Source organism: Pyxidicoccus fallax, from assembly GCF_012933655.1.
Classification (GTDB): Bacteria; Myxococcota; Myxococcia; order Myxococcales; family Myxococcaceae; genus Myxococcus; species Myxococcus fallax.
Genome location: NZ_JABBJJ010000037.1, coordinates 24,950 through 37,268, shown reverse-complemented (window position 1 = coordinate 37,268; position 12,319 = coordinate 24,950). Strand labels below are relative to the sequence as shown.

General features: G+C 70.0%; 10 protein-coding genes. 4 read left to right on the top strand and 6 right to left on the bottom strand.

Annotation, left to right across the window (positions count from 1 at the left end):
• The first annotated feature begins 54 nt into the window (after positions 1-54).
• Positions 55-978, top strand: a complete 924-nt coding sequence (locus HG543_RS10890) for a universal stress protein (protein WP_169344650.1) — start codon at positions 55-57, stop codon at positions 976-978.
• A gap of 9 nt (positions 979-987) precedes the next feature.
• On the opposite strand, the gene HG543_RS10885 is transcribed toward HG543_RS10890, so the two are convergent.
• Together HG543_RS10885 and HG543_RS10880 are read right to left on the bottom strand one after the other, a co-directional pair.
• Entirely contained in the window at positions 988-1,617 is a 630-nt protein-coding gene (locus tag HG543_RS10885; protein WP_169344649.1) for an RNA polymerase sigma factor, read from the bottom strand.
• 152 nt (positions 1,618-1,769) lie between these two features.
• Positions 1,770-2,111 (bottom strand): hypothetical protein, encoded by a 342-nt coding sequence (locus tag HG543_RS10880; protein ID WP_169344648.1) that lies wholly within the window; start codon positions 2,109-2,111, stop codon positions 1,770-1,772.
• Between the two features lie 298 nt (positions 2,112-2,409).
• On the opposite strand from HG543_RS10880, the gene HG543_RS10875 reads away from it, so the two are divergent.
• Positions 2,410-3,873, top strand: a complete 1,464-nt coding sequence (locus tag HG543_RS10875; protein ID WP_169344647.1) for a hypothetical protein — start codon at positions 2,410-2,412, stop codon at positions 3,871-3,873.
• Between the two features lie 61 nt (positions 3,874-3,934).
• Here the strand turns inward: HG543_RS10875 and HG543_RS10870 are convergent, their stop codons facing one another.
• Complete coding sequence (locus tag HG543_RS10870) at positions 3,935-6,133, bottom strand: M4 family metallopeptidase (protein WP_169344646.1); 2,199 nt, start codon at positions 6,131-6,133, stop codon at positions 3,935-3,937.
• A gap of 127 nt (positions 6,134-6,260) precedes the next feature.
• Complete coding sequence (locus HG543_RS10865) at positions 6,261-6,860, bottom strand: macro domain-containing protein (RefSeq protein WP_169344645.1); 600 nt, start codon at positions 6,858-6,860, stop codon at positions 6,261-6,263.
• A gap of 55 nt (positions 6,861-6,915) precedes the next feature.
• Between HG543_RS10865 and HG543_RS10860 the strand changes: the two genes are divergently transcribed.
• Positions 6,916-7,383, top strand: a complete 468-nt coding sequence (locus HG543_RS10860) for a (2Fe-2S)-binding protein (protein WP_169344644.1) — start codon at positions 6,916-6,918, stop codon at positions 7,381-7,383.
• Positions 7,380-9,587, top strand: coding sequence for a xanthine dehydrogenase family protein molybdopterin-binding subunit (locus HG543_RS10855; protein WP_169344643.1), 2,208 nt, complete (start codon positions 7,380-7,382; stop codon positions 9,585-9,587). Before HG543_RS10860 ends, HG543_RS10855 begins: the two co-directional genes overlap by 4 nt.
• 758 nt (positions 9,588-10,345) lie before the next feature.
• On the opposite strand, the gene HG543_RS10850 is transcribed toward HG543_RS10855, so the two are convergent.
• Both HG543_RS10850 and HG543_RS10845 read right to left on the bottom strand, forming a co-directional pair.
• On the bottom strand, positions 10,346-11,005 hold the full coding sequence (locus tag HG543_RS10850; RefSeq protein ID WP_169344642.1) for an Isoquinoline 1-oxidoreductase subunit: 660 nt from the start codon (positions 11,003-11,005) through the stop codon (positions 10,346-10,348).
• Complete coding sequence (locus tag HG543_RS10845) at positions 11,006-12,253, bottom strand: FAD-dependent oxidoreductase (protein ID WP_169344641.1); 1,248 nt, start codon at positions 12,251-12,253, stop codon at positions 11,006-11,008.
• Positions 12,254-12,319: the final 66 nt, after the last annotated feature.

Sequence of the window (12,319 nt, the reverse complement as noted above, 5' to 3'; positions counted from 1 at the left end):
CAGCAGCCAAAGCGCGGAACCTCTGCGCGGGGCAGCGGTTGTCTATCTTACGGAATGGCCCTCTCGCGGAGACCTTCCCCGTCGCGCCTCCGGACGGTGCTCGTCGCCACCGACTTCTCACCTGCCGGAGCGCGCGCCGTGGAGCGGACGGCCCGCCTGCCGCTCGCCACGAAGGCGACCGTCATCCTGCTGCACGCGCTGCCGGGACGGGCGCCCAAGGAGTTCGTGAAGCAGGCCCGGGAGCGGGCGAGCAGGACGCTGGCGGTCGTCGCGCAGGAGCTCCACGCCTCGCTTCACGCCGCTGGCTCCAGCGCCTCCGTCGAAGCGCGGCTCGTGTTCGGGAAGCCGGCCCCCACCCTCTTGCGCCAGGCCCGTTCGGCCGGCGCGGACCTGATCGTCCTGGGCCGGCATGGCCGCCGGCCCCTCCGGGACCTGTTCCTGGGCTCCACCGCCGAGCACGTCATCCAGTACGGCCCGTCCCCGGTGCTCGTGGTCCACGGACTGGTGGAGGACGGGTACCGCCATCCCCTGGTGGCCGTGGACACCGACAAGACGTCGCGGCACGTCGCGAGCTTCCTGCCCGCCCTGCTGACGCCGCGCACCTCGCTGCGGCTCATCCACGCGTACGAGTCGCCGCTGGAGTACATCGTCTTCCCCGGGCTGACGCTCGAGGAGCGCGCGCGGTACCGGGAACAGTTCAAGGAGGCCGCGCTGCGCAAGCTCCATCCGCTTCACCGGCACCTGGATGCCATGGACCTGAGCTACCATCAGGCCCTCGAGCACGGCAGCCCGCGCTCCATCATCTTGAAGGAAGCGCGCCGGCATCGGGCGGACCTGCTCGCGCTCGGCACCCTGGCGCGCTCCAGCCTGTCGCGCGTCCTGCTCGGGAGCGTGGCGACGGACGTGGTTCGCGAAGCCGGCTGCGACGTCCTCCTGGTCCGCCCCCCCGCCAAGGGCCGCGGCAGAACCCGACACTGAACCCCGCTGTCAGGTGGAGGACTCCCGAGACAGCAGCTCGGCCTCGCGAGCGAGCGCGCGCAGGCGGGACTTGATGCGCTGGAACTGCTGGCGAAGCACGGCGGCCCTCCGGGCGAGGGAGTCGGGGGTCGACAGCTCGTTCGTTCCTCCGAGCCGCCGCGCCACGTCCGTCCAGGACATGCGCCGGTCGATGCGCAGCTCCAGGAGCATCTGCTCGCGAGGCTCCAGGCGGGAGCGCAGCGCGCGGATGCGCTCCTTCACGTCCGTCCGCAGCCAGGGGTGCGTGCGGGACCATTCGTGATGCCGCTGCTGGACGAACGCGCCCTGGCTCACCGGCACCTCGCGCCGGGAGGGCGCGGCGGCGAGCCGGTAGGCGACGTTGCGCGCCACGCGATGGGACCACGTCCGGAAGGAGCTCTCCCAGCGGAAGGACGGCAGGTCCATCAACAGCGTCTCGCTGAAGATGGCGTAGGCCTCGCGGGCCCGCTCCGTGTCACGCAGGAGGGAGGTCATCAGCCGCATGAACTCCCCCCCATAGCCGGACAGGGCCACCTCCACGGCGCGTCCCACGTCGCCCTCGTCGCACAGCTCACGGATTCGCTGTTCCAGGGTCTCTCGCCTGTCAGGCTGCTCCACCATGTCCTCCCCCACTTCGAAGCGGATGTCCCGCGCGCGCGTGCATGCGGGGGCGCTGCCGGGGTGGACAGCCCTACGTCCAGACGTGAGGCGCGAGCGGCCGCCATGGGCCTGGCCGCTCGCCGTGCGCGCTGCACCGAATCAGCGCGGAACCGTCACTTCCACTCCATGCAGCAGCTATAACCGAAGTAGCAGGCGCCAGTCGTGCAGCCGCAGGCCTGGTTCTGCGCCTGGGGAAACACATAGTTCCCCGTCCACAGGCCCACCCTGTTGCAATGCTCGGCGGCAGCCTGCTTGAAGTACTCCACCGGCATGCACGCCCCCGGATTCATGAAGTGGTGCTCCAGGAGCATGCAGTCGACCGTCTCAGCCCGAACACCGTCGACAGCCCCTGGAGCCTCCTGCTCCGGGAGCGGAGCCTCAAGGTCCGTGCCACACGCGACGAGAACCGCCGAGCCCACGACAAGACACGCCTTCATGAAACGCGATGCGGACATTCGACTCCTCTTTCCTTCCAATGAGAATCAACACGGTTGCATCGAGAGGCGCGCCGGACGGCGCCTGTCCCGCGAAGCATGCTTCCATTCCCAAACAGCATAAGCAACACATGTAATTTGGTTGCAAATGCATTGGAGAAGTCCAATGAGGTGAATCCCCACGCGAGCCTCGTGCGCCCCGCCCCGCACTCCGCGCGTGGCCGGCGGCGGCTCCTGGGTGGTCATCGACTCAGGGGCGCCGCTGCCAACTCCCGAGGTATCGGATATCCTCGACGGCCTCTCAATGGAGTTCCCCGACATGAAGCGAGTGGTGCTTGGACTGATGGCGGCCGTCATGCTGGCCGCGTGCGCGGGCCACGAGAAGGCTGGAGACCGCGCGGCCGCCGTGGGCGACTGGAAGGGCGCGTACTCGGCGTACCGCCAGGCGCTGGCGAATGACCCCGACAGTCCGGAGCTGAAGTCGAAGTACAACCAGGCCCGGGAGCAGGCGCTGGAGGACGCGCAGAAGCGCGCGCAGGCCTGCGCCCAGGTGGAGGACTGGAACTGCGCGCTCGGGGAGTCCGACTTCGCGCTCTCCGTGGACGGAGGCAACGCGGAGCTCGCCGCCTTCCGCGCCCGCGCGGCGACCCGCGTCGCGATGAACCAGCTCCAGCTCGCCACCGAGCAGGCGCAGCGCGGCCAGTTCCGCGAGGCCGTCGACCTGATGGAGCGCGCCACCGGGCTGTCGCAGGCCCCCGAGGTGCGCACCCGGGGCGAGGAGACGCGGCGCCTCATCGTCACCAGCGGCCGCGCCCGCGCGGACGGCTTCCGCAAGGAGCACAACCTCATCGCGGCCCACGAGCTGGCGCAGCTCGTCGCCGGGCTGGACGCCTCGCAGGCCGGCTGGGCCCAGGGCATCGCCGCCGAGTACGAGCAGTTCGTCACCGCGGAGTACGAGCGGCTGGCCCAGGAGGGCGACGCCGCCCGCGCGCGGCACGACTGGGCGTTCGCGCAGGACCGCTACCGCGCGGCGCTGGGCATGCGCCAGGGCGGCCGGGCCGCGCCGCTGGAGCAGTACGTCAGCCACATGCTCCGCGCCGAGCAGCAGCTCGCCAACCGCGACTGGACGGGGTCCGCGGACGGTTTCCGCAGCGCCCTGCACACCGGCCAGGATGACGGCTACGCGGCGCAGCAGCTGGACCGCGTGGAGCTGAGGCCGTACCGCATCGCCGTGCGCTCGGTGATGGTGTCGCCCGTCCGTCCGGACGGCAATGCCTGGGTCGGCGTGGCCAACCCCATCTTCAGCCGGCTGGCCCAGCGGCTGACCCAGATGGCCGAGCGCCGTGGCCTGACGGAGACGGTGATGGAGATGGCCATGGCCATTCCCGACGAGAACCGTCCCCAGCTCCGCGTGGAGGCGCTGCTCGCGGACGGCACCCGGCTGACGACGCCCGCGCGCGGCGGCGTCTACACCCGCTACGACTCCGAGTTCGTCACCCTGTCCAACGCCTTCGACGAGCAGCGCGTCATCTTCAATGTGTACTCGGACGACCCGCGCGGCGGCGAGCTGATGGGCACGGTGGAAGTGCCCGTGCGCGAGCTGGTGGAGCAGCGCGAGGTGGCCCTGCGCGGGCGCAACATCTTCTCGCTGAAGCTGTCGACGCTGCCCGGTGACGGCCGCGAGCCCGGCTCGTTCCAGGGCATGGCGCGCGTGGAGCCCATGCCGCCCCCGGGCCATCCGGCCGGGCCTCCGTCGGGGCACGCCGCCTCGCCGCTTCCGTGAGCCCACGCGCGGGCCCGCCCCTCTCGATGAGACGGGCGGGCCTCGCGCCATCAGCGAAGACTCAGTCGTAGGTCACGAGCAGCGAGCCGTCCGAGTAGCCCTCCTTCGCGCCGAAGACCTCGATGAAGAACCGGCCCGGCTCGAAGTCGTTCAGGTTGCAGTTCTCCGTGCTGTGCTCCTTCAGGCCGCGACAGTCGTATTCGAAGAAGCTGGGGGCCGCGCCGCGCCGCACATACAGGTCCGCGTTGCCCGCACCCTGGAGCCGCACGTGGACGTTCCGGCCACCACCGTCCTCGAACTCCGGCGGCACCTGGAGCGTGAACACGCGTGACGAGCCCGGGCCTCCGGACAGACCCGTGACGGCCACGCCGGGCTCGATGGGCACGTAGCCCCCTTCCCAGGTCACCTTCAGCGTCGCGCCGGCATAGGCCGAGTAGCCGTTGAGCATCACGTACCAGTGGCCGTGGGCCGGAGCCGGGAAGAGGCACTCCTCCTCGTTACCTGTCTTGTAGGGGCGGCAATCGTAGAGCGTGGTCGTCGGGGACAGGTTGAACCGCACGTACATATCCGCGTCCCCCGTGCCTCCCGAGAGGGTGAACCGCAGGTTCCTTGCGCCTTCGGGCACCGGCGCATCGAAGTACTGTTTCGCTCCCCTGGAACCAGAGACCTCGACGGCGATGTCCTTCTCCAGCACGGGCAGGGGCGGCGGGATGGTGGGCAGGCCCACCTGCACGGCCCACCATGAGCGGGTGACCGAGGTCATGGTCGCCGAGTCGTAGCCGAGCTGGTGCGCGGCCTGCTCGGTGGCGAGCTTCGCCTGCTCGAACGTGGACGATGGCAGCAGCAGGTCCACGTTGGCCTTGTAGAAGATGCTCGCGGCCTTCTCGATGCCGATGCCCACGACGGGCGTCTGGCTGGGAATGCGCGGATGCACCCCGCCCTGCGACAGCAGGTAGAAGGCCAGGTTGGAGATGCCCGAGCTGTAGTGCACGTCCGTGCCCGAGGCGTAATCGCCGTAGCGGTCCAGCGAGACGCCATCCAGCTTGGGGTCGTGCATGTACCGCAGGGCGTCACCGGGGATGTCCGGCGTCCAGATGTCCTCGGCGAAGAGCCACGTGTTGGCGTCCACCACCTTGCCCTTGCTGTACCACTCGCACACGGCGCCGAAGATGTCGGAGATGGACTCGTTCAGGCCGCCGGACTCACCCGAGTAGATGAGGCCCGACGAGTGGTCCGTCACGCCGTGCGTCACCTCGTGCGCCATCACATCCACGGCCCGGGAGAGCTGGAGGTCCGTCACGCCCTCTCCCGCGGACAGGACGAGCTGCGTGCCATTCCAGAAGGCATTCGTGAGCGAGCCCCGCGACACGGTGCTGACGAGGTGCGCGCCCGCGCCGTCATACGAGTCGCGTCCGTAGAGGCTGCTGTAGCACTGGTAGACGGAGCCCAGGTGGTCATAGGCGATGTTGACCAGCGGGTTGGCCACAGGGGGCGAGCCCTCGATGCGTCCCGGCCCGCCATTCCCGTCGGAGACCCGGCGGTACAGCGCGGAGTGGACGTGGGCCAGGTGCAGGAACGCGTCTCCCGTCCGCGCGTTGACGAGCACCGAGTCATCCACCGGCGCGCCGTCCTCTCCCGTGCCCTGGACGCGGACCTCGTACGCGAGCACCAGCTCGTTGCCCTCGCGCCAGTAGACGAGATGGGGCTCGCCGTGCACGGTGGCCCCCGAGGGAGACGCCTTGTCCTCCCGCGCCGCGGTGGCCGCGGCCTCGGCGGTGACGGCGGGCCGCTCCGGCGCGGGCAGGTCTCCGCGAGCGTTGGTGTTGGCGGCGAAGACGGCACCGTCGCGCGCGTGCAGGCGCAGCTCCGCGCCCAGCACGTCGACGCCATTCAATCGCACGCCGTAGCGGAAGTGCGCGTCCCCGTCGAAGCCGACATAGGCCTTCTTCAGGTAGAGCTGCGACGGCGCCAGCCGGAACAGCGGCGCCACCCGCGCCAGCACCGGCAACAGCTGCTCCGCCTGGAGGGAGCGGACCTCCTCGGCCCCCGTCGGGACTGCACCCAGCGGGCCGGTGATGAAGGTGGGGACGGCGCCCGAGTCGGTGGCCACCACCTGGAGGCCCTCCGCCAGGGAGGAGGACGCCTTCCGGACCTCCGCGTCCCGGGCACTCTTCCCGGGAGGCGTGGCCTCGGTGCAGGCACCCGTCAGCAATGACAGCAACGAAAGGCCCAGCGCACCGCGTAATCGCTTCTCAACCATGGGACCCCCTCGGCGAAACGGCGTGGGAGGACCATGGTGACGCCAAACAACATTGAATTACAAGAATACAGCAGATTTCTTTTTGTCCCCGACCTGAGAGGGATTGACACACCGCGCGAGGAGCGGCTCACCCGATGAGGTCGAAGTGGGACTGGAGCGTCTTTCCGGGCGTCGCCGGAGGCCAGGGCTCGCCGAGGACGACGACGTTCCACGCATGGCGCATCTGCCGCGCGGCGCGCTCGGGCGGCATCCGGCCCACGGCGGTGCACAGCCCGGGGCACAGGAGACTGCGGATGGGCTTCGAGGGATTCGCCGCGTTGTGCGCCAACACGGCGCGCAGCGTGGCTCGGAAGGCCAGCCAGGCATTCACCGTGTCGGGCACGGCCATGGGGATGCGCATGGTGGGGGCGCTCACCAGCCAGGGTATCTCCGCGTGGCGGGTCTCGATGATGACCGCCGAGCCCACGGGCAGCTCGCCGTGGTGCTCCTGGCGAAGCAATTCCTGGAGCCGCCGCTGGAGGTCCCAGCCGAAGTACTGGCTGTAGACGAGGTCGATGCCGCCATCCATGTAGCCGAAGCTGTTGGCCGGACTGACGATGGCATCCGCGCGCTCGTCGAAGATGTCGCCGCCGGAAACCTCCACGCCTTCGCAGTGGAGGAAGGCCCGGCGCCACGCCATCACCATGGAGCTGTTCAGGTCGCGAAGCTTGAGAGTGAGCTGGGACATGGGACCGGCATCATGCCTCGGAGCGCGGTACGCTGCCCGGAGAGGAGCGCGTTCCATGTCCTTCACGCTGAAAGTCAATGGCAGGGCCCACACCGTCGACGTCCCGGAAGACACGCCCCTGCTGTACGTGCTGCGGGACGAGCTGGGACTCAACGGCGCGAAGTACGGCTGCGGTGTCGGCCAGTGCGGCGCGTGCACCGTCCTGAGCAACGGGACCTCGCTGCGCTCCTGCGTCGTTCCGGCGGCACGCCTCGGCGGCCGGGAGCTGACCACGCTGGAGGGCCTCCGGGCTCCCGATGGGGCACCGCATCCCCTTCAGAAGGCCTTCCTGGCCGAGCAGGCGGGCCAGTGCGCCTACTGCATCCCCGGCATGCTGATGGCGGCGGCGGCGCTGCTGCGGGAGAAGCCCCGCCCCTCCGAGGCGGAGATTCGCACCGCGCTGGACGCCAACCTGTGCCGGTGCGGTTCGCACAACCGCATCGTGCGCGCCATCCAGCGTGCCGCGGCGGAGCTGGCGAAATGAGCACGCCCGTGGACCGCCGCACCGTGCTCAAGGGCTCGCTGGTGCTGGCCTTCTCGCTGATGGGGCCGCACGCGCTCGGCGCGGCACCGCGTCCCGGAGGGCTGCCGAGAAGCCTGCGGGCCCACCCGCGGCTCGACGCGTGGCTCGAAATCAGCGCGGACGGCGTCGTCACCCTGAAGACGGGCAAGGTGGAGCTCGGCCAGGGCGTGCTGACGGCGCTGGGACAGATTTGCGCGGACGAGCTGGACGTCGACTTCTCACGGCTGACCCTCGTCTCCGGTGACACGGTGCGCTCGCCGGACGAGGGCACCACGGCCGGCAGCATGTCCATGCCCGAGAGCGGCACGGCGGTGCGCCATGCCGCCGCCGAGGCCCGGGCCCTGCTGCTGGAGATGGCCGGCCAGCACCTGGGCGTGAAGGCGTCGCGGCTGCGCGTCAAGGATGGGCTCATCACCGCGCCCGGCGGACGCTCCGTCACCTACTGGAGCCTCATGGGGGGCAAGTCGCTCAACCGGGAGGCCACCGGCACCGTGTCCCCCAAGCCCCCTGGCGAGCGCCGCTACATCGGCCGTCCGGTGCCCCGCGTGGACCTGCCGGCCAAGGTGATGGGCGAGCCCGTCTTCGTGCAGGACTTCCGCTCCGACACGCTGGTGCACGGCCGCGTCGTCCGGGCGCCCTCCCCGGGAGCGAGCCTCGTCGAGGTGGACACGGCGCGCGTGGAGGGCCTGCCGGGCGTGCTGAAGGTGGTGCGCGACGGGGACTTCCTGGCCGTCATCGCGACCCGCGAGTGGCTGGCCATCAAGGCCGCCGCGAGCCTCGCGGAGACCGCCCGCTGGCGCGAGCAGGAGGCCTTGCCCGTGGACGTGCACGCCTGGCTGCTGGAGCAGCCCACGCAGGACACCGTCATCGAGGACACCCCACGTCCGACGGACGAGGCCTCGGCGCGCACCGTGGAGGCGCGCTACCGCCGGCCCTACCAGATGCACGGAGCCATTGGCCCGTCGTGCGCGGTGGCGGAGTGGGACGGCGACGTCCTCACGGTCCACAGCCACAGCCAGAGCATCTTCGACACCACGGAGGCCATCGCGAGGATGCTTCGCCTGCCGACGGACAAGGTGCATGGCCGGCATCTTCAAGGCTCGGGCTGCTACGGACACAACGGCGCGGATGATGCCGCCGCGGATGCCGCGCTCCTGGCGCACGCGCTGCCGGGCCGCGCCGTCCGTGTGCAGTGGTCCCGCGAGGACGAACATGCGTGCGAGCCCTATGGCTCGGCGATGGTGATGAAGGTGCGCGCCGGGGTGAGCGACCGGGGCGACGTGCTCGACTGGGATTACGAGCTCTGGTCCATGCCTCATGGCACGCGCCCCGGAGGAAACCCCGGCAACCTGCTGGCGGGCCGCTCCCGGGCGTCGCCCTTCCGCATGCCCGTCCCGCGGAATGGAGGACCGCCGAGCTACGCCGCCGACCGCAACGCCATTCCGCTGTATGCCTTTCCGGGCCGGAAGGTGACCACCCACTTCGTGCCGCGGATGCCGCTGCGGGTCTCCTCCATGCGAGCGCTCGGCGCGTATGGCAACGTCTTCGCCATCGAGTCCTTCATGGACGAGCTGGCGCACGCGGCGGGCGCGGACCCGGTCGACTTCCGGCTCCGCCAGCTCCAGGACGCCCGGGCCAGGGCCGTCATCCTGAAGGCCGCGGAGCGCTTCGGCTGGTCGCCCGCCCCGCGCCCGCCGGGACGTGGGCGCGGCATCGGCTTCGCCCGCTACAAGAACCTCGCGAGCTACTGCGCCGTCTGCGTGGAAGTCTCCGTCGACCCGAAGACGCGCGCCGTGCGCGTCCTCCGCGCCGTGCTGGCCGCCGACGCGGGCGAGGTGGTGAATCCGGACGGGCTCGTCAACCAGCTCGAGGGCGGACTCATCCAGTCGCTGAGCTGGAGCCTGAAGGAGGCGGTCCGGTACGACGCGCGCCGCGTGCTCTCGCGCGACTGGAGCACCTACCCCATCCTCACCTTCTCGGAGGTGCCACCCGTGGACGTCGCGCTCATCGACCGGCCCGGAGAGCCATTCCTCGGCGCGGGCGAGGCCGCCCAGGGCCCCACGGCCGCGGCCCTGGCCAACGCCGTCTTCGATGCGACAGGCGTGCGGGTGCGCGACCTGCCGCTCACGCCAGAGCGACTGGCCGCTTCAGGCAAGCAGGGCTAGAGACAGTCACGCAACGCTCTTGCTTGCAGAGCAGCCCAGGGGCCGCCAGGCGCCACGTAGACGCCATGGCCCAGGCTACGAGCTGTCGGCAGCTTGCCCTCCGCGCCAGGGTGCTCGTCTGGACGACTGGCACCGCATTGACGTCAGGAACAGGCCAGTGCTACCTGACTGGAAAGCTTGACCAACCATTAATCAAGGTGAAATCAGGTTTCCGATTCGCCGCGCAGGTGCCGCGTTCGGTGCGTCGCGAATGAATCCCCAGAAGACGAGCAGCCCCAACGGCATGTTCTGACCGCAGAGCGTCTTATGTCCAAATTCACGGATCTATCGAAGGATGAGCACTTTTCCGTTCTGCAATTCTCCACCCTGAAGGAGGCGATCTCCTTCGGGAATACATGCTCAGCCAATCGACAGACGGTTGATAGATACCTCAAGTTCTTGCTGCGCACTCGTGGCCTGAAGGAGGCTTGCAATCAGTACACGGAGTACGGCCAGCATGGCGGGGGGCCCGAGTGGAAGGTGATTGATAGGACTGGCGCCAGCCATGATGCAATCCGGAGGATTGAAGATCCATCCAGTGATGATCTCCTGGATCTCCGACAGGCGATCATGGATGACATGGTCAGACTTGTGTCTGACAATGCCCCTTGGTGATGCAGCCCAGCGATTGCGAGCGCCGGGGTTCTCGCTCCACGCTGTCTACCAGCCTGACTGACCACGCGAGCGAGGCCCCTGGCCCCTGATGCCTGGAACCTCGCTCAGGGCCTGGGGCACGCGGCGCCGGTGTCCATCCACGCCCGGATGAGCGCGCCGAGCTGGGCCTGGGTGCCAGGAACGGGCTGGAGGCCCGGCCCCGGGTCCCAGCCCCAGCCGACGAGCACGTCCTCGGCCATGTGGTGATGGAGCTGCTCCAGGGACTTGCCGCCATTGCGCTTCGGGTCCTTGAGCTGCTCGCAGATCTCACCCAGGGATTTGCCCACCCACGCCATCTCCGCGGGCGCCAGCGCCCACTTCGGATTGCCGGGGATGCTCCGGAGTGTCGCGCCCACCAGCTGCGTATTGGCCTGCTGGTGGCACCCGGTGCAGGGCAGGCCCGCCGTCCCGTGGCCGTCCGCGCCGCCCTGCACCTTCGGCACGTGGAGCCGCTGCTCCATTCCCTGCCGGGGCACGCCATCCGCGGGGTGGCAGTTGACGCAGCGAGGATGCGCAATCACCCGTCCGGCCTCGACGAAGAGCGCGACGGAGCGAGCCGTCCTGTCGGAGATGCCGTCGAACGCGGACACCGGCTGGAGTCCCGGCCGCTCCGAGCCTCCAGCATCCGGCGCGGCGGCGGGCGTCTGTGGAGTCGCGGACGACCTGCAGCCGGCCAACGTCAGGGCGGCGCCCAGGAGGAACACGGCGATGCGGGTCGGTCTCATTCAGCGCCCCAAGTCGAAGAGCACGGCCTCCGCCGCGCGCCGGCCGGAGCCCAGGGCTCCGTCGATGGAGGCATTGTCGCGGTGATCTCCACAAACATACAGCCCCGGAGACAGCCGCACCGGGCGGCGCGGTGGCTCCAGCGCCTCGGGGAGCTGAGAGGGGAGCGCGCGCGGAATGACATACGTGCGCAGGTGCCGCCACGCGGACACCGCCGTGCCGAACCAGCCGCTCAGCTCCTCGCGCACGCGGGCCTCCAGGGCCGCGGTGTCCAGCCACTCGCCCAGCACGGACACCGACACGAGCGACTGTCCCGAGGGCGCGTAGGCGGGTGACACCTCGCTCATCACCGCCACGTTGTTCACCACGCCCCGGCCCTCCCCGTTCAGCACCAACCACGGCCCCGTCACCGGCGGCTCCGGCGCGGCGAAGTACAGGCACGTCACGCGGTTCATCCGGGGCGCGAGCATCCCGGGCAACAGCCCCACCGCGCTCGCGGGGTCCGTGGCCACCACCACCGCCTTCGCGCCAATCGTCTCGCCGTCCGCCAGCCGCACGCGGTGGCCCCACACCTCCCCCACCGGCGAGCGCATCCGCAGCGTGCCCGAGGGCAGGCCCGCGGCGAGCTGCTCGGGGATGGCGCCCATGCCCCGCTCGGGCACCGTCGTGTCCCCCGTGGCGAACATGCGGAAGACGAACTCGAGGAACCGGCTCGACGTGTCCAGCTCGCGCTCCAGGAAGATGCCCGCGAAGAACGGCCGCAGGAAGCCCTCCAGCATCTCGTCCGTGAAGCCCAGCTCCCGCAGGTACCGCAGCGACGCGCGCTGCGGACGGTGCCACACGTCCTCCAGCTCGCCGGACACCGACAGCTGCCGCAGCTCCAGCACGCGCAGCTTGTCCCCGAAGGTGCCCGGCTCACCGAAGAGATGCGACAGCGCCATCCCCGGCCGCCGTAGCGGATCCGCCACCGTGTGGAGCCGCCCGCCACGCCACACTTTCGCGCCCGGAGTGAAACGGCGCAGGCCCAATGCTCCGTGGTCCAACGAACGCCGGCCCTCCGGGTAGGCGGTCAGGTACACCTGGAAGCCACGGTCTAGAAGGAACCCCTCATGCCCGTCGGTGCGAACCCTGCCTCCGGGTGCGTCTCCTCCTTCCAGAAGAAGAACCTTCACCCGCGAGGCCACGAGCGCCCGCGCGCACGCCAGCCCGGCGAGCCCTGCACCCACGACAATCACATCAGGGTTCGACACTCACCCTCCTACATGCACCGGAAAACCGGGCACCGTGGCTTGAACTGCATCCCGGGCACAAGGGAG

What these genes read in the sequence shown, in the direction of transcription:
- HG543_RS10880 (WP_169344648.1), bottom strand. Translation starts at nt 2,111, where the DNA reads ATGTCCGCATCGCGTTTCATGAAGGCGTGTCTTGTCGTGGGCTCGGCG.
- HG543_RS10850 (WP_169344642.1), bottom strand. Translation starts at nt 11,005, where the DNA reads ATGAGACCGACCCGCATCGCCGTGTTCCTCCTGGGCGCCGCCCTGACG.
- HG543_RS10860 (WP_169344644.1), top strand. Translation starts at nt 6,916, where the DNA reads ATGTCCTTCACGCTGAAAGTCAATGGCAGGGCCCACACCGTCGACGTC.
- HG543_RS10865 (WP_169344645.1), bottom strand. Translation starts at nt 6,860, where the DNA reads ATGTCCCAGCTCACTCTCAAGCTTCGCGACCTGAACAGCTCCATGGTG.
- HG543_RS10890 (WP_169344650.1), top strand. Translation starts at nt 55, where the DNA reads ATGGCCCTCTCGCGGAGACCTTCCCCGTCGCGCCTCCGGACGGTGCTC.
- HG543_RS10875 (WP_169344647.1), top strand. Translation starts at nt 2,410, where the DNA reads ATGAAGCGAGTGGTGCTTGGACTGATGGCGGCCGTCATGCTGGCCGCG.
- HG543_RS10855 (WP_169344643.1), top strand. Translation starts at nt 7,380, where the DNA reads ATGAGCACGCCCGTGGACCGCCGCACCGTGCTCAAGGGCTCGCTGGTG.
- HG543_RS10885 (WP_169344649.1), bottom strand. Translation starts at nt 1,617, where the DNA reads ATGGTGGAGCAGCCTGACAGGCGAGAGACCCTGGAACAGCGAATCCGT.
- HG543_RS10870 (WP_169344646.1), bottom strand. Translation starts at nt 6,133, where the DNA reads ATGGTTGAGAAGCGATTACGCGGTGCGCTGGGCCTTTCGTTGCTGTCA.